Source organism: Thauera sp. (genome assembly GCF_047601425.1).
Taxonomy (GTDB): domain Bacteria; phylum Pseudomonadota; class Gammaproteobacteria; order Burkholderiales; family Rhodocyclaceae; genus Thauera.
The window spans coordinates 2,104,039-2,128,411 of sequence record NZ_JASGJL010000001.1 but is presented as its reverse complement, the minus strand read 5'-3'; the positions used below and the strand labels follow the sequence as shown (position 1 = coordinate 2,128,411).

Sequence of the window (24,373 nt, the reverse complement as noted above, 5' to 3'; positions counted from 1 at the left end):
GTGTGGGCCGGGGCGTGGCCGAAGCGCTTGGTGCGGCCGGCATGACGGTTCTACGTGACTGGACGCAGCACCACCGAGGGTGCATCCCGCATCGGCGACACGCCCTTGCACGGCACGATCCACGCCGCCGCCGCTGCGGTCACCGCCGCAGGGGGGCGGGGCATTGCGGTGCAGTGCGACCATGCCGACGACGCTCAGGTGAAGGCCTTGTTCGAACGCATCGCGCACGAGCACGGCCGGCTCGATATCCTGGTCAACAACGCGCTCTGCATCGACGACAGCCTGATCGAACCCGGCCCGTTCTGGACCAAGCCGCTCGCCCAGGCCGACATGTTCGGGGTCGGCTTGCGCTCGAACTACGTCGCCGCCTGGCACGCGGCGCCGTTGCTGCTGAAAGCGGGGCGGGGGCTGCTTGCGTTCACGTCCTCGTACGGCGCCGGCTGCTACATGCACGGCCCGGCCTACGGCGCGCAGAAGGCCGGCTGCGACAAGATGGCGGCCGACATGGCGGTGGACTTCGAAGACACCGGGGTGGCGGCGGTCTCGCTGTGGCTGGGGGTGCAGCGCACCGAACGCACCGAGATCGCCGCCCGCCTGCGCGGCGATGCCTACGGCGACTTCATGGCACGCAGCGAAAGCCCGGCTTTTGTCGGCCGTGTGATCCATGCGCTGTGGCGCGATCCGGAGCTCGCAGCGCTGTCCGGGCGCACGCAGATCGCGGCCGAGCTTGCACAGCGCTACGGCATCACCGACGACGGCGGCCGCGAGCCGCCGAGCTGGCGCGGCATGCTTGGTGCGCCGTGCGAATTCCATCCGGCACGGGTGAGCTGACGGAGGATGATGATGGATCTCGAAAAACGCATCGCCCGCCTCGAAGCCGCCGAGGCCATCCGCCTGCTCAAACACCGTTACCTCAATGCCTGCGACCTCAAGGAGGTCGAGGCGATCCGCGACTGTTTCGCCAGCGGCCCGATCCTCATCGACTACGAAGCCGTTGGCAGCTTCGCCGATCGCGACAGCTTCGTCGCCCTCTACCAGTCGCTTGCCTGCCACCCACGCGTACGCGACAGCCACCACGGCGCCAACCCGGAAATCGAATTGCTTACCGACGACCATGCGCGCGGACGTTGGGCGCTGTCCTATTTCAACCTGGATGCCGGAACCGGCGCGACGCGCTGGCTGGGCGTGATCTACGACGACGAATACCGCCGCATCGAGGGGGCGTGGAAGATCGTGGCGACGCGGTCGCGGATACTGGCGGCGGTCACGGGCTGACCTGATCTGGCACACCGCACTTCGATTGCGGCGGCGTTCGCTCGGATTTATGTCTGTCGTCCCGTCCGTTTTGACGATGCCGCCCCCCCGCGGGCTCCCTATAAATGACGGCGTATCCACTGATCGAGGTTCACGCCGTGAAAGAAGCGCCTGCCTACGTACCCGGCCACCAGTTGCTTGCCGGCAAGTCCGTCCTGATCACCGCCGCCGCTGGGGCCGGCATCGGCTTTGCGGCGGCGCGCAAGTGCGCCGAGGAAGGCTGCCGCGCGCTGATGATTTCCGACATCCACCCGCGCCGCCTGGAAGAAGCGGTGGCGAAGCTGAAGGCCGAGACGGGCCTGCAGGACGTCTGGGGCCAGCTCTGCAACGTCGCCAGCGAGGACGAGGTGCAGGCCTTGATTGCCGCCGCCGAGGACAAGCTGGGCGGCGTCGATGTGCTGATCAACAACGCCGGCCTGGGCGGCGAGAAGCGCGTCACCGAGATGACGGACGAGGAGTGGAGCCGGGTGCTGGACATCACCCTGACCGGCACTTTCCGCATGACGCGGGCGATGCTGCCGCACATGGAAAGGCGCGGCCGCGGCGCCATCGTCAACAACGCCTCGGTGCTCGGCTGGCGTGCGCAGAAGGGCCAGGCTCACTACGCCGCGGCCAAGGCCGGCGTGATGGCGCTGACCCGCTGTTCGGCGGTCGAGGCCGCCGAGCATGGCGTGCGCATCAACGCGGTGTCGCCGTCGATCGCGCTGCATGAATTCCTCAAGAAGGCGTCGAGCGAGGAACTGCTGGCCCGGCTTGCCAGCCGCGAAGCCTTCGGTCGCGCTGCGGAAGTGTGGGAAGTGGCCAACGTGATGGTCTTCCTCGCCAGCGACTACGCCTCCTACATGACCGGCGAAGTGATGTCGGTCAGCTCGCAGCACGCTTGAGAGGTGCGGCGATGACCATGGTTTTTTCCAGCGCCGAGGAACTGATCGCCGCCGAGGGCAGGGACCTGGGCGTCACCGACTGGGTGCGGATCGAGCAGCAGCGGATCGACCGCTTCGCCGACGCGACCGATGACCACCAGTGGATCCATGTCGATGCCGAGCGCGCCAAGGACGGCCCTTTCGGCGCCTGCGTCGCCCACGGCTACCTGACGCTGGCGCTCGCCAACCTGTTCCTGCCGCAACTGATCCGCGCCGACAGGCTGAAGATGGGCGTCAACGTCGGCTGCGACCGCGTGCGCTTTCCGGCGCCGGTGCGGGTCGGCAGCCGCATCCGCGGCCGCGGCGAGATCCTGAAGGTCGAGCGCATCAAGGACGCGGTGCAATCGACCGTGCGCGTCACCATCGAGATCGAGGGCGGCGAACGCCCGGGCTGCGTGGTCGACACCATCAGCCGCTACACCTTCATCGACTGATTTTCCCGGAGAAAACAAGGCCATGACCGAAGCCGTCATCGTTTCCACCGCGCGCACCGCGCTGACCAAATCCTTCCGCGGCTCCTTCAACGACACCGAGGCGCCGGTGCTGGGCGGCCACGTGGTGCGCGCCGTCGTCGAGCGCGCCGGCATCGAGCCGGCGGCGGTCGAGGACGTGATCATGGGCGCCGCGGTGCAGCAGGGCACCCAGGCCTACAACATCGGCCGGCTGTGCGCCTACACCGGCGGCCTGCCGGACACCGTGCCCGGCATGGCGCTCGACCGCATGTGCGCATCCGGGCTGATGAGCGTCGGCGTCGCCGCCAAGAGCATCCTCGCCGGCGAGATGAAGATCGCGGTGGCTGGCGGCGTCGAGTCGTTGTCGCTGACCCAGACCAAGCACAAGAACACCTACCGCGCCCAGTCCGAGGCGGTGAAGGCGGTGGTGCCGGCGGCCTATATCCCGATGCTGGAGACGGCCGAGATCGTCTCGCGCCGCTACGGCATCTCGCGCGAGGCGCAGGACGCGTTCTCGCTGCAAAGCCAGCAGCGCACCGCCGCCGCGCAGGCCGCCGGGCTGTTCGACGACGAGATCGTGCCGCTGGCGGCGAGAAAGCTGCTGTTCGACAAGGAAGGCAATCCCGCCGGCCACGAGGACGTGGTCGCCAATCGCGACGAGTGCAACCGCGCTTCGACCACGCTGGAAGACCTCGCCAAATTGCAGCCGGTGGTCAAGGGCGGGCAGTGGGTGCAGCAGGGCGAATTCGTCACGGCCGGTAATGCCTCGCAATTCTCCGACGGCGCTGCGGCGGCGCTGCTGATGAGCCGCGACGAGGCCGAACGCCGCGGCATCGCGCCGCTCGGCGTGTATCGCGGCATCGCGCTGGCCGGCTGCGCGCCGGACGAGATGGGCATCGGCCCGGTGTTCGCGATTCCCCGCCTGCTCGAACGCTTCGGCCTGACAGTGGGCGACATCGGCCTGTGGGAGATCAACGAAGCCTTCGCCTGCCAGGTGCTGTACAGCCGCGACACGCTCGGCATTCCCAACGACAGGCTGAACGTCAATGGCGGCGCGATCGCCATCGGCCATCCCTTCGGCATGTCGGGCGCGCGCATGGTCGGCCATGCCCTGCTCGAAGCCCGCCGGCGCGGCGAGCGCTACGTCGTGGTGTCGATGTGCATCGGCGGCGGCATGGGGGCGGCAGGGCTGTTCGAGGTCTGCCGGTGAACACCCTGGCGCTGAACGAGGAACAGCGCGCGCTGCAGCAGATGGCAGCGGATTTCCTTGCTGAACATGGCAATGCGCGCAAGGCGCGGGACGGTGATGCCGGCTTGTGGCAGCGCATCGTCGAGCTGGGCTGGACGGCGGTACAGGTGCCCGAAGAACTCGGCGGCCTGGGCCTGGGCGCAGTGGAGCTGAGCCTGTTGATGGAAGAAATGGGCCGTAGCTTGGCGCGTTCGCCCTTCTTTGCCACCGTGGTGCTGGCGCAGACCGCGCTGCTGCACGCCGCCAGCGAGGATGCCCGCCAGCGTTGCCTGCCGGCCCTGGCCGAAGGCGCGCGCAGCGCCACGCTGATCTTCGGGCCAGGGCTGGATGCGCGCGCCGCGACGCTGACGCTGCGGGCGCAGCGCGAGGGTGGCGACGGCTGGCGGCTGGATGGCGACGCCGCCCAGGTGCTGGACGACGGCAGCGTCGACGTCACTTACGTGGCTGCACGCATCGGAGAGGAAGATGGCGGCGACGGCGTGGCCTTGTTCGAAGTGGCTGCCGATGCCGTCGGTCTGCGGCGCACGCCGCTGGAGGTGTGGGATCTGACCCGGCCGCAGGCACGCTGGCAGTTCGCCGGGGTGCGCCTCGAAGCGGCGGCACGCCTCGACGTGCCGGGCAGTGCCGCCGCCGGGCTGGCGCGCGCGCAGGTGGCCGCGATGCTGCAGCTGGCGGCGGAGCAGGTGGGCGGCGCGGCGCAATGCCTGGCGCTGACCACGGCCTACACCGCCGAGCGGGTCCAGTTCGGCCGCGCGGTGGCGAGCTTCCAGGCGGTCAAGCACCGCTGCGCGGAGATGATGGTGCGCATCGAGACGGCGCGCTCGGTGGTGCGTGCCACGGCGGCGCGGCTGGCCGCGGGCGAAGGCAGCGAAGCCGCGTTGCAGGCTGAAGCCGCCGCCGCGCGGGTGCTGGCGACCGAGGCCTACCGCTTCTGCGCGCAGGAGGCGATCCAGCTTCACGGCGGCGTCGGCTTCACCTGGGAATACGATCCGCAGATGCACTTCAAGCGCGCGCAGTGGGCGAGCCAGTGGCTCGGCCCGGTCGAGCAGTGGCGCGAAGCCCTGGCAGTCCAACTGCTCGATGCCGCCTGAGCCGGACGGGAAGGAAGATCGACATGGATGAATCGAGGTTTCGCAAGGAAGTCGCCGACTGGATGGCCGCGCACCTGAGCGGCCGTTTCGCCTGCCTGAAGCATCGCGGCGGGCCGGGCGACGAGGAAGCCTGGCCGGCGCTGCGCAAGGAATGGGAACAGGAGCTGGCCGGCGGCGGCTGGGTCGGCCTCGGCTGGCCGCAGGAGCATGGCGGCCGCGAACTGCCGCTGTCGCTGCAGATGGTTTTCCACGAGGAGTACGTGCGCGCTGGCGGGCCGGGCCGCATCGGCCACATTGGCGAGACCTTGCTGGCGCCGACGCTGATCGCGCTCGGCACGCCGGAGCTGCAGCGCCGCTTCCTGCCCGGCATCCGCGAAGGCCGCGAATACTGGGCGCAGGGCTATTCGGAGCCGGGAGCGGGTTCGGACCTGGCCGCGATCACCACCCGCTGCTGGCAGGACGAGGACGGCAACTGGCGCTTGCAGGGGCAGAAAGTATGGACCTCGCTGGCGCATGAGTCCGACTGGATCTTCGTCGTCGCGCGCAGCACGCCCGGCTCGGTCGGGCGCGAGGGCCTGAGCTTCCTGCTCGTGCCGCTGCGGCAGCCGGGCATCGAGATCCATCCGATCCGGCAGATGACCGGCGAGGCCGAGTTCAACTCGGTGTTCTTCGACGGCGCGGTGACCGCGGCCGACTGCATCGTCGGCAAGCCGGGCGAAGGCTGGAAGGTGGCGATGGCGCTGCTCGGTTTCGAGCGCGGCGTGTCCACGCTGGGCCAGCAGATGCACTTCAGCCATGAGCTGCAACTGCTGGTCGACGTCGCCCGCGCCAACGGCGCGGCGCGCGATCCGGCGCTGCGCCAGCGCATCGCCGCTGCCTGGATCGGCCTGCAGGGCCTGCGCGACAACGGCCTGCGCATGCTCGAGGAGGACGGCGGTGCGACCGCGGTGCGTGCCGAGGCGCTGATCTACAAATACGCCTGGTCGAACTGGCACCGCGAACTCGGCCAACTGGCGATGGACGTGATCGGTGTCGCCGGCGACGTGCGCGCGGCAGACGATGCCGGCAGCGATGCGCTGCGCCGGCTGCAGCAGGTGTTCTTCTTCTCGCGCGCCGACACCATCTACGCCGGCACCAATGAGATCCAGCTCAACATCATCGCCGAGCGCGGCCTCGGCATGCCGCGCGGCTGACTCCCGGAGGCATCCCATGCCCATCCCCCGGATATTCGACAGCCGCCTCGCCCTGCCGCTGATCGGTTCGCCGATGTTCCTCGCCAGCGGCGTGGAGCTGGTGCTGGCGCAGTGCAAGGCCGGCATCGCCGGCAGCTTCCCGACGCTCAACGCGCGCACGCCCGAACTGCTGGACGAATGGCTGATGCATATCCGCCGTGAGCTGGACGAGTGGAATGCGGCTAATCCGGAGCGTCTCGCCGCGCCTTTCGGCGCCAACCTGATCCTGCACAAGTCCAATCCCCGGCGGGATGCCGATCTCGATCGCGTGGTGGCGCATCGCGTGCCCTTCGTCATCACGTCGGTAGGACGTCCCGACGAAGTGGTCGAGCGGGTGCATGGCTATGGCGGCATCGTGCTGCACGACGTGATCAGCGCTGAGCATGCGCGCAAGGCGGTGGCGAGCGGCGTCGATGGGCTGATCCTGGTGTGCGCCGGTGCCGGCGGGCATGGCGGCACCTTGTCGCCGTTCGCGCTGCTGGCCGAAGTGCGCGAGTTCTGGGACGGCCCGGTGGCGCTCGCCGGTGCGCTGTCCAGCGGCCGCGCCCTGCGCGCGGCCGAAGTCATGGGTGCCGACCTCGGCTACATGGGCACACGCTTCCTCGCCACCCGCGAGGCTGCTGCCGATGCCGGCCACAAGGACATGATCGTCGCCGACAGTGCGGCCGACATCGTTTATACCCCGGTGTTCAGCGGCATCTGGGCCAACTACCTGAAGAACAGCGTGCGTGCCGCGGGAGTCGATCCCGACACGCTCGAAGGGCGGCAGAACGGCGGCAAGGATGATCTGTTCGCCGGCCTCGACGGCAAGACGAAGGCCTGGAAGGACGTCTGGTCGGCCGGGCAGGGCATCGGCATCATCCGCGACGTGCCGAGCGTGGCCGAACTGGTGGCGCGCATGAAGCACGAGTACGCCGAGGCTGCTGCCCACCCCGCAGCCTTTGCCGGGGCTGGCGGATGAGCAGCGATGGGCGTGTGCAGTGGAAGATGATCTATCTGGCGAAGCGCAACCCCGCGCTTGCGCCCGAGGCTTTTCCGCAGGCCTGGCGCGAGCATTCCGCGCTCGGCCGCCAGTGCCGCAACGTCCAGGACAAGGTGCTGGGCGTGCGCCAGTGTTCGCGCGTGCTCGAACGCGCCGACATGCCGCGCGGCGCCAGCACGGCCTACGACGGCGTCAACCTGCTGACGCTGCGCGACCGCCAGGCTGCCGACGACATCTGGAACGACGAGGAAACGCTGCGCATCATGCGGCCCGACGAGCCGCGGGTGTTTTCGGCCTACGTGCGCGACTTTGCCCTGACCGCGTGCGAAACCGTGTTGGTCGATGGCAGCGAAACCGGGGTGTGCATGGTGCTGCTCCTGCGCGGCGAGGCGATGTCCGCGAGCGCATTCGAGATCCTGCCGGGTTCGCCGTGGGCGGCTGCCGCGCGTGTGGTGTGGAACACGGTGGCAGGTGTGCGCCCGCCCGGCTATGAATACGACGTGATCGTCGAAGCCTGGTTCACCTCGGTCGAGGCGGTGGCAGGCGCTTTCGGTGAGATCCTGGTGTGGACGCAACTGCCCACGGCGCTGGCGGAAAAGGTCGATCCGGCGCGCTCGGTGTGCATGCTCACCCGAGTCACCCACCGCCGTCCCTGAAGGGATTGTGGGGGCACCTTCAGGGGGGCCGACTCTTGCCGGCGGGCTGGTCGGACGGGCATGGCGGAGCCTTGTCGCAGTCGTGAGTGAGGGTGACCACAGGGCTGGATGGAAAATAACGCTCCATCAATTTGAATATTAATCAAATGGTTATGTGTGTTCTTCGTATTGTTATCCGATGGCTGAGATAACAATACGAAGAACTCTCGGGAGTACTCACCAAAAAAACGGGCCTGCTCATCGGCAGGCCCGATCCGCCAGCCGGCGGGAGAGGGGGAGAGGGAAACCGGAGCGCCGTGCCCGTCCTCAGGCGGTCTGCTCTTCCGTATAAGGCACTGCGCCCTTGGGCACGTAGAAGCCCTCGCACTGCTCCAGGAATTCCTGCTTCCTGGCGCGGGGGTTGTAGAACTGCTTGTACCAGATGCGCACCTTCATGAAGGGGCCGTCGCTGGGGATGAACAGGCCGTTCAGGCAGGGGCCCTTGTTCATCCACACTTCGAAGTCCTGCGCGAAGGCCAGGCGGCTGGCTTCCTGGAACTGGCGCGCGGCGATGGCATCCGGCTGGGTGACGATGTCGTTGCCGTTCGGCGACTTCACCAGCAGCGCGTGCCAGACTTTCAGCGAACCGTCCTCGACCGGGGTGTGGGTGATCATCAGCACGGCGTCGTACAGGCCGGTCAGGTGCGAGATCAGCACGCCGGGGCCGTGGTAGACGGTGACGGTGTGCAGGATCGGGCTGACACCGTCGGCGCCGACCAGGGTGCGGTGCGGGCCGCACTGGCGCTGGATGGCGTGATGGGCCTTGAATTCGTTTTCATACTTCTGCACGGTCGAGCCGTGGATCGGGCTCAGGTGGCCGTAGTCGCAGATGTTGTCGATCACTTCCTGCGGATGCTGGTTCAGCATGCCCAGGTGGTCGAACTTCCAGCGCACCCACGAGGGGTCGTCCCATTCCTTCAGGCTGGGCGGGTCCCACTCCGGTTCGCCGCCTTCGGGGTCGTGCCAGACCCAGATCGCGCCCAGGCTCTCGACCACCGTCCACGATTTGACGCAGGCGTTGGCCGGCACCGGCCCCTGGTGGTAGGGGATGTCGTCGCACTTGCCGTCGGGGCCGAAGCGCCAGGCGTGGTAGGGGCAGCGGATGCCGTCGCCCTCGACGTTCGAGCCGCCGCCGTCGATGACCACGTAGGAGGTGTTGTCGGGCGCGGCGAGGTGGGTCTTCATGTGCGGACAGTAGGCGTCCAGCAGCACGACCTTGCCGGTGGCGCGGCCGCGGTAGAGCGCGAAGTCCTTGCCGAAGAAACGGACGGCGAGCGGCTTGTGGGTGTTCAGCTCTTCCGCGTCGGCGATCATGAACCAGCCGCGCGGGAAGGTGAATTCGCCGATGCGATAGTCTTTGGTTGTGGCCATGCGAGTCCTTGCTCCTCTTATCCTCGTTGTCGTGCCGTGGTGATCCTGCAGCCGCACGGGCCGGCAGTCAGCGTGGCCGATTCTGTCGGGCCGGATCGGGCCCCGCATCCCCTGTTTGGACGATGGTGCCGGCGGTGACCGCGGTCCTTGCGGGCATCGTCCTTTTGGACGTGTCCGCCCGCGGGGCGCGCGCCTAAGGTGGGATGCGGAAAAAAAGCCCGAACAAGGATGGAGACGACATGACGACAGCGACCGCAGAGGCCGTGCCCGATGCCGGCGGCCGGATCGAATACCCGTTCGCGCCGCCCCGGCCCGACGGCGAGCTGGTCGCCGTGGCCCCCGGCGTGTTCTGGGCGCGGATGCCGATGCCGATGCAGCTCGACCACATCAACGTCTACCTGCTGCGCGACAGCGACGGCTGGTTCATCGTCGATACCGGGCTGAACATCGCGCGGACGCGGGAGCTGTGGGAAGAAGTGGCCGAACGGCACTTCGGCGGCCTGCCGCTGAAAGGCCTGATCTGCACGCATTTCCACTACGACCATGCCGGACTGTCGGCCTGGCTGACCGAGCGCTTCGATGTGCCGCTGTACATGACGCATGGCGAATACTTCACCATGCGCACGCTCGCCGGCCCGCCGCCGGAGCCGTTGCCCGAACCCATGCTGCGCTTCTACCTACGCGCGGGCATGGGGCGCGAGCGCATCGAGGAGATGTTCGCCAAGCTGCGCCGCGACCCCTTCATGCCGCCGCAGCCGGCGTCCTTCAGCCGCCTGCGCGAAGGCCAGGTGCTGCACATCGGCGGACGCGACTGGCGGGTGGTGATCGGCGAGGGCCACTCGCCCGAGCATGCCTGCCTGTACTGCGAAGCCGACCGCCTGCTGATCGCCGGCGACCAGTTGCTGCCGCGCATCACCTCGAACGTGCTGGTATCCGACATCGAGCCGGAGGCCAATCCGCTCAAGCTGTGGCTGGATTCGCTCGACCGGCTCGACCTGCTGGCGCCCGACACCCTGGTGCTGCCTTCGCACGAGCGCGTGTTCCGCGGCCTGCGCCCGCGCGTGGCGGAACTGCACGCCCACCACGAGGAGCAGTTCGGTATCGTGCGCACGTACCTGCGCGAAACCGGCGCTGCCACCGCTTTCGAAACCAAGCAAAGGCTGTTTCCCCGCCAGTTGAGCGCGGTCGAGGACATGATGGCGCTGGGCGAAACCATCGCCCATCTGTCCTGCCTGCGTTACGCGGGCCAGGTCCGGCGCGTGCTCGACGACGACGGCCTGTACCGCTTCAGCCTTGCAAATTGATTCCAAGGAGTGATCGATGTCCCAGCTTTCCGAGCTTGCCGCCCAGGTTCGTGCCCAACTGACGGCGCCCGGTGCGCCATTCGAGGTGATCGAGGCCAGCGCCGGCGGCCGGCCGATCAGGATGTACCGCAATGCTTTCGGCACGCTGCCGCAGCTGATCGCCAGCGCGCGGGCGCACGGCGACAAACCCTTCATCACCTGGCAGGGGGAGACCTGGTCCTTCGACCGCTTCTTCGCCGAAGCCGACGCCGTCGCCGCCCGGCTGAGCGACTGGGGCGTGAAGCCGGGCGAGCGGGTGGCGATCGCGATGCGCAACCGGCCCGAATGGGCGGTGGTGTTCGTCGCGGCAGCGATGATCGGCGCGGTGCCGGCGCCGCTGAACAGCTTCGGCCTGGGCGATGAACTGCACGATGCGCTCGCCTGCGTCGAGCCGAGCGTGCTGGCCTGCGACAGCGAACGCCTGGCCCGCATCGGCGGCAATACGCGGGTGGTCGGCTGCCGCATCCTGTGTGTGGGCGATACCGACCTTGCCGCAGGCGTGGACGATTTCCGCGTGCTGATCGCGCAGCCGGCCGGGCCCAAGCCGCTGCCGCAAGTCGGCCCTGACGATCCGGGCCTGATCCTGTTCACCTCGGGCGCGACCAGCCGCGCCAAGGGCGTGCTGTCTTCGCAGCGCGCGGTGTGCCAGGCGCTGTTCAACATCGATTTCATCGGCGCCATCTCGGCAATGACATCGCCCGATGCGGTGGCCGCGCTGATGAAGAGCGGCCTGCCGCCGGCGACGCTGACCGCGGTGCCCCTGTTCCACGTCAGCGGCCTGCATGCCCAGATGCTGACCGCGCTGCGCAACGGCCGCCGCCTGGTGTTCCTGAATCGCTGGGATCCGGCGCAGGCCATCGACGTCATCCGCAGCGAGCGCATCACCCAGTTCAACGGCGCGCCGTCGATGGTCATGCAGCTGCTGGCCCAGCCCGGCTTCGACGACCCGAAGCAGACCGGCACGCTCGCCGGCCTCGGCCTGGGCGGCGCGGGGATGCCGCAGCGGCTGATCGACGAGGTCATGCGGCGCCGGCCGGATTCGCTGTCGGGCATCGGTTTCGGCCTGACCGAGACGAATGGCTCGGGGGCGGCGGCCTCGGGCAGGCTGTTCGCCTACAAGCCGCGCAGCTCGGGCATGGTGTCGCCGGTCATCGACGTGAGGGTGGTCGACACCGCCGGGCAGGCCTTGCCGCCAGGCGAGCAGGGCGAGATCTGGTTGCGCGGCGCAACGCTGATGGAAGGTTACTGGCGCAACCCGGAAGCCACTGCCGCCGCGATCGACGCCGAAGAAGGCTGGTTCCGCACCGGCGACGTCGGCTATCTGGACGACGAAGGCTTCCTGTTCATCGTCAACCGCATCAAGGACGTCATCAACCGCTGCGGCGAGAAGATCGCCGCGGCCGAAGTCGAATTCTGCCTGCTGCAATTGCCCGAGGTGCTCGAAGCGGCGGTGTTCGCCGTGCCCGACGAGGACACCGGCGAAGCGGTGACGGCCGTGGTGTCGGTGCGCGAGGGCAGCAGGCTGGACGGGCAGGCACTGCAGGCCCACGTCGGCGCCCATCTTGCGGGTTACAAGGTGCCCGCCGTCGTTCACGTGGTGACCGAGGCGCTGCCGCGCAATCCGGCCGGAAAGCTGCTCAAGGCGCAATTGCGCAGCGCCTTCATTACTGAGTCGAAGGGTTGAGATATTCGTCCGATTTAGTCTCATCGGACGATGTAGCGGGTGACACGAAAACAAAACAATGCAACCGGATGCAGGAACGGCACGAGATGGCGCGAAGCCTTCCGCATCCGGTTCGCAGGATCAATCGGGGCCACACCAAATGCCCAACAGGAAGGAGACTCAAATGAATAAAACCCGTGTCTGGGTGCCGGTCATGACGATGATTGCATTGTCGATGGCCTCCGCGAATGCAGTGGCCAAGGCGAGCGAGGCTGAAGCCGCCAAGCTCGGCAAGGAACTCACATGTGTCGGCGCCGAGGCCGGCCCGAATGCGGACGGCAGCATTCCCGCCTTCTCGGGCAAATGGCTGGGCAAGCCGCCGCACGTCGAATATGAACTCCATTCCGGCAAGCACCCGGTCAACGTGTACCCCGACGACAAGCCCTTGTTCGCGATCACTGCAGCCAACGTCGACAAATACGCCGACAAGCTGAGCGAAGGCCAGAAGGCGATGTTCAAGCGCTTCCCGGACACCTTCCGCATCCAGGTCTATCAGTCGCGGCGCGACTTCCGCTACCCGGACGTGATCTGCGAGGTGGCGAAGAAGAACGCCCTCGAAGCGGAACTGATCGACGGCGGCCTTGGCTTCTCCGGCTGGAAGGGCGCGATCGGCTTCCCGATCCCGACCGAGCCGATGGAAGTGCTGGCCAACATGAACATGCCCTACCGCGCCTACACCGAGGAAATCGTCCGCGACATCGCCGACGTGGCTTCGGACGGCAGCATCACCTGGGGCCGCCAGGTGAACAAGAACCTCAACGTCGTCACCAGCCCGGACCAGATCGGCAAGCCGATGGAAGGCTTGATGGCCTACTCGCTGACCGGCGCGCTGCTGCCCGAGCGCGACCGCGGCAGCTTCACCGCCTCGCAGGAACCGGTCAACTTCGCCAAGGGCAAGCGCCTGGCCTGGCAGTACGACCCGGGCACCCGCCGCGTGCGCCAGCTGCCGACCTACGGCTTCGATTCGCCGATGGCAGGCACCTCGGGCAAGCTCACCATCGACCAGGACCGCCTGATGAACGGCGACCCCAGCCGCTATGAATGGAAGCTGCACGGCAAGAAGGAACTCTACATCCCGGCCAACACCTACCGCCTGCACGGCAAGGACGTCAAGTACGCCGACCTGCTGCAGAAAGGGCACGCCAACCCCGACCTGATCCGCTACGAGCTGCGCCGCGTCTGGGTGCTGGAAGGCACGCTGAAGGACGGCTACCGCCACGCCTTCGGCAAGCGCGTCATGTACATCGACGAGGACAACTGGCAGGCCTCGGTGGGCGACTACTACGACACCCGCGGCCAACTGTGGCAGCACGCCTTCATCGGCCACTACTACGCCTTCGACCTCAATGCCTGGCAGGCCGGCACCTCGTTCTACCACGACCTGAATTCGGGCGCCTACATCGGCTTCAACCTGATCCAAGAGCGCGACAAGGCCTTCGTCCTCAACAAGGGCGACCTCACCCCCGACATGTACACCCCGGCCGCCCTGCGCGCCCTGGGCCAGTGACCGCATCGACTTTCAGGGAGCACGCAGCATGAAACTGCACGAAAAAATGAAGCCGATCGCACTGGCGCTGATCGGCATGGGGATGGCCGCGCCGGCGCTGGCCTTCGATGACATCGAGTTCGACAACGGCATGGTGCTCGAATCGCGGGTGACGGCCACCTACACCTTGTCGACCCGGCTGTCGGATCCCGACCGCCTGCTGTCGTCCAATGCCACCAACGCCAACGGCAACGACGGCAACAACAACTTCGACAAGGGCGCGCTGACCTCGAACCGCGCCAGCCTGCTGCTCGACGCCAAGCTGCGGAAGGGCAACACCGGCTTCGTGCTGTCGGCCAGCACCTTCTACGACGACGTCTATCACTCGGGCAACGACAACTCGAATGCGACTTTCCCGAACAAACGCAGCGGAGCGGCAGACCGCTTCTCTTCCGATACCAAGCGCTACCACGGCGGCTACAGCCGCCTGCTGGACGCCTATGCCTACACCGACTTCAATGTCGGCAGCGAAGGTCGTGCCACCGTCCGTGCGGGCAAGCATGTGGTGTCATGGGGCGAAACGCTGTTCATCCCCGGTATTTCCAGTGCGCAAGGCCCTGCCGACGGTACCAAGGCAGGGATTCCAGGGACCGAGGTGAAGGATCAACTGCTGCCGGAAGACCAGGTTTCGGTCCTGTATGAAGTTAACGACCGACTGTCGCTGATGGGCCACTACCAGTACGGATGGCACAAGACCATCGTCAACGCGCCGGGCTCGTTCATGAGTACTTCCGACATCGTCGGGCCCGGTGCCGTGTGCATGATCGGCGCGGCTGGATGTACCGTGCTGAAAGGCAGGGAATCGGCGCCGAACGGCGGTCAGTGGGGGGTGGGCGCCAAGTACCGCGTCACTAACGAGACAGAGATCGGCCTGATCTATCTGAACTATCACGACCGTGCGCCGATGGTCGACATCAACTACCTGGGGGCGAGCCCGAGCTTCAGTCACCGCTACTTCGAAGACATCAAGATGCTGGGGGCAACTTTCAGCACCAGCTTCGGCGTGGCGACGCTGGGCGGCGAGATTTCGTACCGCAAGGACGCACCGGCGCTGGTCAATGCACGCATGGCCGGTAGCGCGATTCCTACTGCGACCAGGGCCGACGTGCTCCAGACCAACCTCAACACCTTCATCAACCTCGGCCGCACTTTCCTGGCGCCACAGGGCAACTTCCTCGCCGAGCTTGCCTACACCGACGTGCGCAACCCCGAGGCGCGCCGCGTGCCGGGCGCGACCGGCGACGTGAGCTTCGGCGTGATCCCCACGCCCGCCTCGGACAATCTGACCTTCGGCAGCTACGGCATCGCCTTTTCTTCGACCCTGAGCCTGACCTATCCGGGCATCATCGAGAACTGGGAACTGGGCGTGCCGATCAGTTACTCGCGCCAGCTCAAGGGCCGCACGATGCAAGGCAGCCTCGGCATGGGCGAGGGCGATCACCGTTTGAGCGTGGGGGCGACGATGACCTATCGGCGCAACTTCCAGGTCGGTTTGACCTATCTGGGCTATTTCGGCGACGCCAGTCTGGACCCGGTGCGTAACCGCCAGATGACCGACCGAGATCAGCTTTCGCTGGTGATGAAGTACACCTTCTGATCCACGGCCATTTCGGTGCTCAGCCCGCTTGCGCGTCATGCGCGGCGGGCTTTTTGCATTTGGGCCGTGCGCAGTGTGGATGGAGGTAATGAGAGCGGAGTGTGACGGGTTGCCTCGTCGAGAATTGCACGAACGGTATTATCTTGGGACGCATGAACGTCTCAATGCTGGTGGAGAAGTAGGACGGGAGGGGCATGGCAATCTATGTTGGGGATGGTGGCAGAAGCGGTTTTGAGTCACGATGAGCACATATCTTGACTATGCGGTGTTGCCGTCGCGATGAACTACCAGTGCGTCACCGCAACGATGCGGGGATTATGTGGATTCCGTCTACTCACCTATCGGCCCGCTCCGTCTACTACAACTGTTAGCCGTCACAATCAACACCATGCCTCTGCCCTCAATATTCGACGAGTCCGACGACCTAGCTGAAGAATTGATGGCGCTGATTGACGTGCCGCTCTTTGACGACTCACCGCGCATTAGAACCAGTGATATTGCATGCTCACTTTCCCTGGAGCATTGGACGTCGACAAGGGAGCTTCTTCATTCTGGCTTGCTGTCATCAGCCATCGTTACTCATCGCGCCCAGTTTGAAGCGCTCACTCGTTCAATTTGGCTGCTATACGCTGCGTCCGAAGACCATCTTTCAAAGCTAATCACTACTCTTTCTCTAGAGTCTGAGCAGGCGGCAAAGAACATGCCTCAAACCGCAGAAATGATGCAGGCTTTGGCCACGAAAGCGCCGCCACAGGCTTACGATGCACTATCCCGCTTCAAAGAGAACTCATGGAAAGCGTTGAACTCCTACGCCCATGCAGGTATCCACCCTATTCGTCAACACGATGACGGATACCCTGTCCAGTTGATCCATGATGTTCTCCGCAATGCAAACGGCCTAGCAGTCGTCAGCTGCATGCAAGCTGCGGTCCTTTCTGGGCGACAACCGCTACAGCGCAACATCTTGGCTACCGCTACCAAGCGCCCGTCATGCATGCCTCCACCGCTGTGACGGCCAATAATTCATTCAAGCCGACGCCGCTTCGCGGCGCGGCTTAATTCAGGCGTTAGGGCGCTTACGCATGGATGACTGGCTCGTCAAACTTATTGCTCCGGTTCTTGCCGCTGCTGCGGGCGTTTACCTTGGTTTCCTTCAAGGTCGCTGGAGCAAGTACAGGGAGATCATCTACGCGAAGAAGATCGAGATATATGGCAATCTCGTTACGCAGCTTCTCGAATTTACGTCGCTTTGCGCACCCAATGACAAACTGACCATGGACCAATATGCCAAAGTGGTCTCGGGGTTCATTGAAACGCAGAACGCATTTTTTAGGGCAAGTCTGTTTATGCCCGAAGCACTGCACAGAGATATACAAATTGCTTTCACTCCCGCCAATGATCGTATAGCGAGAATCCATGCAACCCTTGATAGCCTTAAAAAGATGCGCAATGGTGAGGCGAAGTCAGAGCAGGAGTTGGGAGTGCAGGACTATGCAGAATTCAAAACCAGAACCCTTGGCGCACTGGAAGACTTAAAGGGCCTACCAGGCCCATTCCTGCCGTTGGTTCAGGAGGCGCCGCGCATGGTGAAGATGCTGAAGAAAGATCTGGGTATTTCCACTTTGGATAGTCGGTTTTATGAAAAAGCGCCCTAACAGGTTGATGCATAACCCAGTGAACGATCCTGCGAGTTGCTAGTCATAGACCCGTTCCTCAATCCCTTGTCCTGACAGCGATGCGCGGCCCACTCGATCCCCAGTCCTCGATGTTTCATTATTTCTCGCCGGAATCGCGCGTACCGGCCGATCATCCCCTGCGAAGGGTGAAGCAATTGGCCGATCGGGCGCTGGGTGCCATTTCGGCGGACCTGGATGCGTTGTACTCGAGTACCGGCCGCCCGTCGATTCCGCCTGAGCGCCTGCTCAAGGGGCAATTGCTGATCGCCCTGTACTCGATCCGCTCGGACCGGCAGTTCTGTGAACAACTGGACTACAACATCCTCTTTCGCTGGTTCCTCGACATGGACCTGGAGAGCGCGGGCCTGGACCAGTCGAATTTCAGCCGCCTGCGCGAACGCCTGGTGGCGACTGATATCGCCCGCCGCTTCTTTGACGAGGTCGTCCGTCTGGCGCGCCGGCAGCATCTGCTGTCCTCGGAGCACTTCACTGTCAACGGCACGCTGATCGAAGCCTGGGCCTCGTTCAAGAGTTTCAAACGCAAGGACGGCGAGCCGCCGAAAGACGGTGGGGATGGCACGGGGATGGTCGATTTCAAAGGTGAGAAGCGTTCGAACGCCACACACCAGAGCAGCACCGATCCTGACGCACGGCTCATGCGCAAGGGTAACGGCCAGCCTGCCAGGCTCAGCTACGGCGGACATGTGCTCATGGAGAACCGTCATGGGCTGTGTGTCAACATCCTGATCACGGAATCGACGCAGGCCGAGCACCGCGCCGCACGCACGATGCTCACCCGTGCCCGCCGACGGCGCATCCATCCCAAGAGTCTGGCGGCTGACAAGGGTTACCACATCAAGGATTTCGTGACGCACCTGCGCGAGCAGCATATCCGGCCACACATCGCCCGGATCGACCATCGCTGCACGCCCGGGCTCGATGGGCGCACGACGCGAACCGAGGGCTATCGGATCAGCCAACGCAAGCGAAAGCGGGTGGAGGAAATCTTCGGCTGGCTCAAGACGGTCGGTGGGCTGCGCAAGACGCGATTCATCGGGCAAACGAGCCAGGGGTTGGTCAGTCTCGGAATGGGCATGCCGGCAATATGGGCCGAATTGAAAAAACATTCTCTCGACGAAGCCTCTGTGACGATCAATTTGAACCCCTTGGTTAGTGCGGTGTTCAGTTCTTTTGCATCAGCTTGTTATAATTCATGAAACAGCTACCCCCTCGTTTAATAGGCTTCTTTGATGCCCTCTCAGCAATCTCGGATGGTGCATATCAGGAAGGAGGATTTTCGATCAAGTACCCAGTCAGTTTTGATCGTAATAACCTAGAAGTGATCTGGATTTGCGGAGGAGTTGAGCGTTCAGAAGGTTTTTTTCAGCCCGCCGGCCTCAAAGATATTGCAACATTCTTCGATAAAACCATATTGGCCCCATCGGCGCCAAGTGCTGAGTCAAGAGTGAAGCTAGCGGAGGAGTTTCTTTCGATCGTACGAAGTGAAATGGCGGCAGATCAATTAGAGATTTGGTATCACGACGGCGGAATTACCGCATTTTTGTACACGTGCATTAATCCTGGTCCAAATGAGCATTGGATTGAGTTGTTTTGGAGTGTTGATTAACGTGAGCTCTAACTTGTCTGCAAGGGATTTTTCGCCAACCCTTTTCTGAAGATCTGCGGCCGCAGGATGTGGCAGAACTTAATTACACTCTCATGCTCCTCTTCTGCTGATCACGGCTGAGCGTGGTTGCTTTGTGAGTGGCAGCATCGCAATGGACAAAGACGAAACAGACTGTTTTTCCCCGACTAGTTGCCCTCGAATGACGGACAACTAGTCGGTAGATGGTTTGGCTTCAGCATCATCATGGCCAACGCACGGCAAGGAGCTGCTAGTATCGCCGTCGCGAGGAATGGCAAAGATCAGACGCTCGCCGCGCTAGCCGCCAAAGCCTTCTGCGCCGTCTCCTTCGCCCACACATAGTTGGCCTTGCCTGCCGCCGAGCGGAGCACTTCCGGCACCGCGACGATGTCCTTCGGCACCTTGTAGCCGGCGAGATGGCTGTGGCACAGGGCTTTCAGCGCGTCGGCGTCCAGTGTCGCTTCGGGGCGCACCGAAACCACCGCCGTGACCTTCTGTCCCCAGCGCGGATCTGGCAGGCCGACGACGACGGCGTCGAGGAGCTGCGGGCTCATGCGCAGCACTTCTTCCACTTCCTCGGGGAAGACCTTTTCGCCGCCGGTGTTGATGCAGTTGTTGCCGCGGCCGAAGATCACGATGCTGCCGTCCTCGGCGATGGTGGCGGCGTCGCCGGTGATGACGTAGCGGGTGCCGTCGATGCTGACGAAGGTTTCGGCGGTCTTGGCCGGGTCGCCGTGGTAGCCGAGCGGGAGGTAGCCGCTGCGGGCGAGGATGCCGGTTTCGCCGGGCGCGGCGAGGCGCTGGCCGTCCACCACCACGCGCAGCTGGGGATGGGGGGCGATGCGGATCATGCCGCCCTCGGCGGGCTTGGCGCCGATGCCGAACTGGCCGCCTTCGGACGAGCCGATGCCGTCGCTGAAATACACGTTCGGCGGCAGGAAGGGGCGCAGCGCTTCCTTGACGTGCGCCGACATCACCGCGCCGCCGTTGCCGAAGATGAACAGCGAGGACAGATCCCAGCGTGCGGGGTCGGCCTTCAGGGCATCGAGCAGCGGAACCGCCATCGCGTCGCCGACGAGGGCGAGGCCGTTGACCTTGTGCGTGGCGACGATGTCGAGCACGTGCCGGGGGTCGAAGTGCTGCTGATCGTTGAGCACCACGGTGTGGCCGGTGTAGAGCGACACCATCGTCGCCCAGTGGGCGGCGCCGTGCATCAGCGGCGCGACCGGCATGAAGCGCAGCGGATGCGCCTTGCGGATGCGGTCGGCGAGTTCTTCGGGCGTAGTGATCGGGCCTTCGGCCGGGGTGTAGGCCGAGCCGCCGCCGAGGCAGCCGAAGAACAGCGCCTTGTGCGGCCACATCACGCCCTTGGGCTTGCCGGTGGTGCCGCCGGTGTAGAGCAGGGAGATGTCGTCGTCGCTGCAGCGCAGCTCGCGCAGCGCCGGGACGTCGTGTGCGAGCGCGTCGTCGAAGGCGACCGCGCCGGCCAGCGCGGGAAGGCCGGAGCCGGTGCGGACCTTGACGCGCAGTTCGGGCGCGGCGTCCAGCGCCTCGCCCACCGCGGTTTCGAGTCCGGAACTGTAGAACAGCGCCTTGATGCCGGCGTTGGCGTAGAGGTAGCGCAGTTCGTCGGCGACGTAGCGGTAGTTGATGTTGGCGGGCACTGCGCGGACGCGGCAGGCGGCCAGAAAGGCTTCGAGGTATTCCGCCGAGTTGTACATCTGCAGGCCGACGACGTCGCCCTGGCCGATGCCCTGGGCGTGCAGCCAGGCGGCGAGGCGTTCGACGCGCGCGGCCATCTGGCCGTAGCTGCGGCGGGTGTCGCCGACGATCAGGGCCTCGCGCTCGGGAACGGTTTCGGCGGCGATGGCGAAGAGGTCGGCGAGGCTGTAGCTGCGTGTGCTCATAGGGTGTCTCCGTGCTCGTGTTTTCGTGTTCAGTTCGCCGCGGGCGGCCGGATCGCGCCGGCTTCGCGCAGGCGGGCGATGTCGCCGTCGCCGTGGCCGCTCTCGCGCAGCACTTCCTCGTCGTGCTGCCCCGCGGCCGGCGGCACGCGGTCGAGGGTGAAAGCGAAGCCGCTCATCTTCACCGGGAAGGCGAAGCAGGGCACGCTGCTGCCGTCCGGCACCGGCGTTTCCACCGTCATGCCGCGCGCCCGGGTCAGCGGGTGGGTGAGCACTTCGTCGATGCGCAGCACCGGGCTGACGCAGGCATCCACGCTGTCGAAGACCCCGATCCATTCGGCCAGCGTGCGCGCCTTGACGATGGCGGCGACCTGCGCGCGCACCGCGGCGCCCGACTTGCCGGCGGCCCAGCCGCTCTTGCCCAGTTCGGGGCAGCCGGCAGCGGCGCAGAAGGCCTGCCAGAACTTGGGCTCCAGCGCGCCGACGGCGAGATGGCGGCCGTCGGCGGTTTCGTAGGTGCCGTAGCAGGGCAGCCCGCCCGACAGCGTGTCGCGGCCGGCGGGCACGGGCTGCTTCCAGGTGTGCAGGCTGGCCAGCGGCTGGGTGTTGAGCGCCAGCGCGCAGTCGGTCATCGACACGTCGATGAAGCGCCCCTGGCCGCTCCGCCGGGCGTCGAACAGCGCGGCGAGGATCGCCATCGCTGCCGACAGCGCGCCGCCGGCCAGGTCGGCGATCGGGAAGTTGCCGGGATGGGGCGGCCCGCCCGGCGCCGCGCTCTGCTCCAGGATGCCGGCATAGCTCTGGTAGTTGATGTCGTGGCCGCCGAGCTGGGCGAGCGGGCCGTCCTGGCCGTAGCCGCTGATCGCGCAATAGACCAGGCGCGGATTGATCGCCTTCAGATCCTCGTAGCCGATGCCGAGCCGGGCCATGACGCCGGGGCGGAAGCCTTCGACGACCACGTCGGCGCTGGCGGCCAGGCGGTGCACGACTTCCCGTGCGCCGGGCGCGCGCAGGTCGAGCGTGATCGAGCGCTTGTTGCGATTGACCGTGTGGAAGAAATGCGAGACCGGCGTGCCCGCCGGGCCGCGCCCGGCCTCGCCGCCGGGCGGCTCGATCTTGATGACGTCGGCGCCCATGTCGGCCAGGTGCAGTGTGCACATCGGGCCGGGCAGCAACTGGGTGAAGTCGAGGATGCGGATGCCGTCGAGCGGTTTGGCTGCCATCGTGTCAGTGTCCTTGTGCGGGAGCGGCCTGCGGGCCGCGTTCGAGTTCGCGGAAGGGGAGCTTCCGGTCGGTGCGGATTTCGCCGGGCAGGCCGAGCACGCGCTCGGCGACGACGTTCTTCAGGATCTCGTCGGTGCCGCCGCCGATGCGGGCGCCGGGCGAGCTGAGCCACAGCCGCTGCATGTAGCGCCAGTCGCCGCCCAGCGCCTGGTGGCCGATCAAACCTTCGGCGCCGGCCAGTTCGACGGCGAAGGCGGCGATGTCCTGCAGCGCCTTGCCCGCGACCAGCTTGGTGATCGACAGTTCGGGGCCGGGCGGACGGCCCTTGGACACCGCGGTCAGGCCGCGCGCGATCAGCAGCTCGACGCCGTGCTGCTGGAGATAGGCGTCGGCGATGCGGGCGCGCACGCGCTCGTCCTCGATCGCCGGGCGCGGGGCGCTGTCGCCGCTGTCCCAGGCGCCGCGTTCCCACTCGCACTTCCTCGCCAGCGCGATCAGGTGCTCGTGCAGGTCGGTGGGCAGGTTGCCGCCGACCGACAGGCGTTCCTGCATCAGCGTGCTCAGCATCACCTTCCAGCCGCCGCATTCGGGGCCGAGGCGGTAGCGGTCGGGAATGCGCACGTCGGTGAGAAAGACTTCGTTGAATTCCGCTTCGCCCGACATCTGGTGGATCGGCCGCACCTCGACGCCGGCGGCTTTCATGTCGACGATGAACATCGTCAGCCCTTCCTGCTTCGGCTTGTCCCAGTCGCTGCGGGCGAGCAGGATGCCGTAGTCGCAGAAGTGGGCGCCCGAGGTCCAGACCTTCTGGCCGTTGATGATCCAGTCGTCGCCGTCGCGCACCGCGCGGGTGCGCACCGCGCCGGTGTCGGAACCGGCGCCTGGTTCGGAAAAGAGCTGGCACCAGATTTCCTCGCCGGCCAGGCCGGGGCGCAGGAAGCGGGCCTTGAGTTCGGGCGCGGCCCACATCATCACGGTGGGCAGGCCCATGCCGATGCTGATCTCGAAGATCATGCCCGGCACTAGGTAGGCGGCTTCCTCCTGCTGGTAGATGACTTGCTGCATCGCGGTGCCGCCGCGGCCGCCGGCCTCCCTGGGCCAGGCGATGGCGGCATAGCCGGCGGCGGCCTTCCTGGCCTGCCAGGCCTTGGCCGCGGCCAGCCGCGCGCCGTCGTCCAGGCCTTCGCCGAAGATTTCGTCGGGCCGGCTGCGGCGCTGGCCGTTGGTCGCCAGCCAGGCGCGCACTTCGGCGCGGAAGGCGGCTTCTTCCGGGGTGTCCGTGAAATCCATGGTGCTTACGCGGCCTCCTCGATGAGTGTGTCGGCCAGGCGCGCGCGCCAGGCATGTTCGCTGCCGATCAGTTGCCCCAGATGGCGGGCGCGGCGGTAGTGGAGGTGGCAGTCCATCTCCCAGGTGAAGCCGATGCCGCCGTGCAGCTCGATGCCTTCCTCGGCGGCGAACACGTAGGCGCGGGTGGCGGCGACGCGGGCCGCGGCCGCCGCCCTGGGCAGTTCGGGGGCGTCGGAGGACAGCGCCCAGGCGCCGTAGTAGGCATGCACGCGGGCGAGTTCGATCGCGGTGTAGATGTCGGCCATCTTGTGCTTCAGGGCCTGGAAGCTGCCGATCCGGCGGCCGAAGGCCTGGCGTTCGAGCGAGTAGTCGCGGGTCTGCTGCAGGATGCGGGCGGCACCGCCGACCTGTTCGAAGGCCAGCAGCACCGCGGCGCCGTCGAGCACGCGGCTGGCGACGGCGGCCGCTCTGGAGGCGGGCAGGCGTTCGGCCGGCGTATGGTCGAAGTGCAGCTCGGCGAGCGGGCGCGTGGGGTCGAGCGTGGGCAGCGGCCGGCGGCTGACGCCCTTGCCGTCGAGCTCGACCAGCACGAGCTCGTTGCCGGCCCGCAGCACGGCCAGCCCGGCGCTGCCGCCGTCGACCAGGGCCGGGCTGCTGCCGCTGAGCGTCTCGCCGTCGAAGCCGAGCGGCGTGCCGGCGCGATAGCGTTCGCGGCTGCCGAGGGCGGCGGTGGCGATCAGTTCGCCGCTGGCGATGCGCGGCAGCCAGCGCTGCTTCTGCGCTTTGCTGCCGGCGCGCAGGAGGGTTTCGGCGGCCAGGTAGATGCTGGAGCACAGCGGCACCGCGGCCAGATGGCGGCCGGCTTCCTCGGCCACCAGGCAGAGTTCCAGATAACCGAGCCCGGCGCCGCCGTATTGCTCGGGGATCGCCGCGGTGGCCGCGCCCATCCCGATCAGGTTGCGCCATACGGTGTCGCAATGGCTGGCGCGGCCTTCCAGCACTTCGCGTACCGCCTGCGAAGTGCTGGTTTCGGCCAGCATGGTGCGCACTGCCTCCTGCAGCAGGCGCTGGTCGTCGGAAAAGTCGAAATTCATGCCGGGTTCCTGGTGCGGCGCT

At 66.1% G+C, this 24,373-nt stretch carries 21 protein-coding genes and 1 pseudogene; 17 read left to right on the top strand and 5 right to left on the bottom strand.

Annotated features, from left to right (window positions below; translation table 11 throughout):
- Nucleotides 1–54: 54 nt before the first annotated feature.
- The 9 genes from QM748_RS10415 (at nucleotide 55) to QM748_RS10375 (ending at nucleotide 7,899) form a co-directional block, all read left to right on the top strand.
- The gene (locus QM748_RS10415; protein WP_415246908.1) at nucleotides 55–831 is read left to right on the top strand and encodes an SDR family NAD(P)-dependent oxidoreductase; all 777 of its coding nucleotides are present in this window, start codon (nucleotides 55–57) and stop codon (nucleotides 829–831) included.
- 12 nt (nucleotides 832–843) lie between these two features.
- The gene (locus QM748_RS10410; RefSeq protein WP_415246907.1) at nucleotides 844–1,275 is read left to right on the top strand and encodes a nuclear transport factor 2 family protein; all 432 of its coding nucleotides are present in this window, start codon (nucleotides 844–846) and stop codon (nucleotides 1,273–1,275) included.
- A 137-nt stretch (nucleotides 1,276–1,412) separates the two neighbouring features.
- The gene (locus tag QM748_RS10405; protein ID WP_415246906.1) at nucleotides 1,413–2,198 is read left to right on the top strand and encodes an SDR family oxidoreductase; all 786 of its coding nucleotides are present in this window, start codon (nucleotides 1,413–1,415) and stop codon (nucleotides 2,196–2,198) included.
- 17 nt (nucleotides 2,199–2,215) lie between these two features.
- On the top strand, nucleotides 2,216–2,671 hold the full coding sequence (locus QM748_RS10400; protein ID WP_415246905.1) for a MaoC family dehydratase: 456 nt from the start codon (nucleotides 2,216–2,218) through the stop codon (nucleotides 2,669–2,671).
- A 22-nt stretch (nucleotides 2,672–2,693) separates the two neighbouring features.
- Nucleotides 2,694–3,899, top strand: a complete 1,206-nt coding sequence (locus tag QM748_RS10395) for an acetyl-CoA C-acyltransferase (RefSeq protein ID WP_415246904.1) — start codon at nucleotides 2,694–2,696, stop codon at nucleotides 3,897–3,899.
- The gene (locus tag QM748_RS10390) at nucleotides 3,896–5,029 is read left to right on the top strand and encodes an acyl-CoA dehydrogenase family protein (protein WP_415246903.1); all 1,134 of its coding nucleotides are present in this window, start codon (nucleotides 3,896–3,898) and stop codon (nucleotides 5,027–5,029) included. The genes QM748_RS10395 and QM748_RS10390 overlap by 4 nt, the downstream gene beginning before the upstream one ends.
- Before the next feature lie 23 nt (nucleotides 5,030–5,052).
- Nucleotides 5,053–6,222 carry an acyl-CoA dehydrogenase family protein gene (locus QM748_RS10385; protein WP_415246902.1) on the top strand — a complete coding sequence of 390 codons (1,170 nt, stop codon included), beginning with the start codon at nucleotides 5,053–5,055 and terminating at the stop codon, nucleotides 6,220–6,222.
- Between the two features lie 16 nt (nucleotides 6,223–6,238).
- Complete coding sequence (locus QM748_RS10380) at nucleotides 6,239–7,222, top strand: NAD(P)H-dependent flavin oxidoreductase (RefSeq protein WP_415246901.1); 984 nt, start codon at nucleotides 6,239–6,241, stop codon at nucleotides 7,220–7,222.
- The gene (locus tag QM748_RS10375) at nucleotides 7,219–7,899 is read left to right on the top strand and encodes an EthD domain-containing protein (protein ID WP_415246900.1); all 681 of its coding nucleotides are present in this window, start codon (nucleotides 7,219–7,221) and stop codon (nucleotides 7,897–7,899) included. Before QM748_RS10380 ends, QM748_RS10375 begins: the two co-directional genes overlap by 4 nt.
- Nucleotides 7,900–8,205: 306 nt before the next feature.
- On the opposite strand, the gene QM748_RS10370 is transcribed toward QM748_RS10375, so the two are convergent.
- Nucleotides 8,206–9,309, bottom strand: coding sequence for a Rieske 2Fe-2S domain-containing protein (locus QM748_RS10370; RefSeq protein ID WP_415246899.1), 1,104 nt, complete (start codon nucleotides 9,307–9,309; stop codon nucleotides 8,206–8,208).
- A gap of 239 nt (nucleotides 9,310–9,548) precedes the next feature.
- Between QM748_RS10370 and QM748_RS10365 the strand changes: the two genes are divergently transcribed.
- The 8 genes and pseudogenes from QM748_RS10365 (at nucleotide 9,549) to QM748_RS10330 (ending at nucleotide 18,821) form a co-directional block, all read left to right on the top strand.
- On the top strand, nucleotides 9,549–10,613 hold the full coding sequence (locus QM748_RS10365) for an MBL fold metallo-hydrolase (protein WP_415246898.1): 1,065 nt from the start codon (nucleotides 9,549–9,551) through the stop codon (nucleotides 10,611–10,613).
- A gap of 16 nt (nucleotides 10,614–10,629) precedes the next feature.
- Nucleotides 10,630–12,336 (top strand): class I adenylate-forming enzyme family protein, encoded by a 1,707-nt coding sequence (locus QM748_RS10360; protein ID WP_415246897.1) that lies wholly within the window; start codon nucleotides 10,630–10,632, stop codon nucleotides 12,334–12,336.
- A gap of 163 nt (nucleotides 12,337–12,499) precedes the next feature.
- Entirely contained in the window at nucleotides 12,500–13,882 is a 1,383-nt protein-coding gene (locus tag QM748_RS10355) for a DUF1329 domain-containing protein (RefSeq protein WP_415246896.1), read from the top strand.
- Between the two features lie 28 nt (nucleotides 13,883–13,910).
- A complete protein-coding gene (locus QM748_RS10350; protein WP_415246895.1) occupies nucleotides 13,911–15,518 on the top strand; it encodes a DUF1302 domain-containing protein in 1,608 nt (535 codons plus the stop codon).
- Nucleotides 15,519–15,837: 319 nt separating this feature from the next.
- Nucleotides 15,838–16,530 carry a DUF6988 family protein gene (locus QM748_RS10345; RefSeq protein WP_415246894.1) on the top strand — a complete coding sequence of 231 codons (693 nt, stop codon included), beginning with the start codon at nucleotides 15,838–15,840 and terminating at the stop codon, nucleotides 16,528–16,530.
- Nucleotides 16,531–16,600: 70 nt separating this feature from the next.
- Nucleotides 16,601–17,173, top strand: a complete 573-nt coding sequence (locus QM748_RS10340) for a hypothetical protein (protein WP_415246893.1) — start codon at nucleotides 16,601–16,603, stop codon at nucleotides 17,171–17,173.
- A gap of 80 nt (nucleotides 17,174–17,253) precedes the next feature.
- A pseudogene (locus tag QM748_RS10335) lies at nucleotides 17,254–18,255 on the top strand (IS5 family transposase); the annotation flags it as partial.
- A gap of 152 nt (nucleotides 18,256–18,407) precedes the next feature.
- Nucleotides 18,408–18,821, top strand: coding sequence for a hypothetical protein (locus QM748_RS10330; RefSeq protein ID WP_415246892.1), 414 nt, complete (start codon nucleotides 18,408–18,410; stop codon nucleotides 18,819–18,821).
- A gap of 299 nt (nucleotides 18,822–19,120) precedes the next feature.
- Here the strand turns inward: QM748_RS10330 and QM748_RS10325 are convergent, their stop codons facing one another.
- Genes QM748_RS10325 through QM748_RS10310 form a run of 4 tightly spaced genes read right to left on the bottom strand, consistent with a single transcriptional unit; the run spans nucleotide 19,121 to nucleotide 24,351 of the window.
- On the bottom strand, nucleotides 19,121–20,746 hold the full coding sequence (locus QM748_RS10325) for an AMP-binding protein (protein WP_415246891.1): 1,626 nt from the start codon (nucleotides 20,744–20,746) through the stop codon (nucleotides 19,121–19,123).
- A gap of 29 nt (nucleotides 20,747–20,775) precedes the next feature.
- On the bottom strand, nucleotides 20,776–21,966 hold the full coding sequence (locus tag QM748_RS10320) for a CaiB/BaiF CoA transferase family protein (RefSeq protein WP_415246890.1): 1,191 nt from the start codon (nucleotides 21,964–21,966) through the stop codon (nucleotides 20,776–20,778).
- Nucleotides 21,967–21,970: 4 nt separating this feature from the next.
- Nucleotides 21,971–23,257, bottom strand: a complete 1,287-nt coding sequence (locus QM748_RS10315) for an acyl-CoA dehydrogenase family protein (protein WP_415246889.1) — start codon at nucleotides 23,255–23,257, stop codon at nucleotides 21,971–21,973.
- 5 nt (nucleotides 23,258–23,262) lie between these two features.
- Entirely contained in the window at nucleotides 23,263–24,351 is a 1,089-nt protein-coding gene (locus QM748_RS10310; protein ID WP_415246888.1) for an acyl-CoA dehydrogenase family protein, read from the bottom strand.
- Nucleotides 24,352–24,373 lie beyond the last annotated feature (22 nt).

What these genes read in the sequence shown, in the direction of transcription:
- QM748_RS10410 (WP_415246907.1), top strand. Translation starts at nt 844, where the DNA reads ATGGATCTCGAAAAACGCATCGCCCGCCTCGAAGCCGCCGAGGCCATC.
- QM748_RS10400 (WP_415246905.1), top strand. Translation starts at nt 2,216, where the DNA reads ATGGTTTTTTCCAGCGCCGAGGAACTGATCGCCGCCGAGGGCAGGGAC.
- QM748_RS10395 (WP_415246904.1), top strand. Translation starts at nt 2,694, where the DNA reads ATGACCGAAGCCGTCATCGTTTCCACCGCGCGCACCGCGCTGACCAAA.
- QM748_RS10385 (WP_415246902.1), top strand. Translation starts at nt 5,053, where the DNA reads ATGGATGAATCGAGGTTTCGCAAGGAAGTCGCCGACTGGATGGCCGCG.
- QM748_RS10380 (WP_415246901.1), top strand. Translation starts at nt 6,239, where the DNA reads ATGCCCATCCCCCGGATATTCGACAGCCGCCTCGCCCTGCCGCTGATC.
- QM748_RS10375 (WP_415246900.1), top strand. Translation starts at nt 7,219, where the DNA reads ATGAGCAGCGATGGGCGTGTGCAGTGGAAGATGATCTATCTGGCGAAG.
- QM748_RS10370 (WP_415246899.1), bottom strand. Translation starts at nt 9,309, where the DNA reads ATGGCCACAACCAAAGACTATCGCATCGGCGAATTCACCTTCCCGCGC.
- QM748_RS10365 (WP_415246898.1), top strand. Translation starts at nt 9,549, where the DNA reads ATGACGACAGCGACCGCAGAGGCCGTGCCCGATGCCGGCGGCCGGATC.
- QM748_RS10360 (WP_415246897.1), top strand. Translation starts at nt 10,630, where the DNA reads ATGTCCCAGCTTTCCGAGCTTGCCGCCCAGGTTCGTGCCCAACTGACG.
- QM748_RS10355 (WP_415246896.1), top strand. Translation starts at nt 12,500, where the DNA reads ATGAATAAAACCCGTGTCTGGGTGCCGGTCATGACGATGATTGCATTG.
- QM748_RS10350 (WP_415246895.1), top strand. Translation starts at nt 13,911, where the DNA reads ATGAAACTGCACGAAAAAATGAAGCCGATCGCACTGGCGCTGATCGGC.
- QM748_RS10340 (WP_415246893.1), top strand. Translation starts at nt 16,601, where the DNA reads ATGGATGACTGGCTCGTCAAACTTATTGCTCCGGTTCTTGCCGCTGCT.
- QM748_RS10330 (WP_415246892.1), top strand. Translation starts at nt 18,408, where the DNA reads ATGAAACAGCTACCCCCTCGTTTAATAGGCTTCTTTGATGCCCTCTCA.
- QM748_RS10325 (WP_415246891.1), bottom strand. Translation starts at nt 20,746, where the DNA reads ATGAGCACACGCAGCTACAGCCTCGCCGACCTCTTCGCCATCGCCGCC.
- QM748_RS10320 (WP_415246890.1), bottom strand. Translation starts at nt 21,966, where the DNA reads ATGGCAGCCAAACCGCTCGACGGCATCCGCATCCTCGACTTCACCCAG.
- QM748_RS10315 (WP_415246889.1), bottom strand. Translation starts at nt 23,257, where the DNA reads ATGGATTTCACGGACACCCCGGAAGAAGCCGCCTTCCGCGCCGAAGTG.
- QM748_RS10310 (WP_415246888.1), bottom strand. Translation starts at nt 24,351, where the DNA reads ATGAATTTCGACTTTTCCGACGACCAGCGCCTGCTGCAGGAGGCAGTG.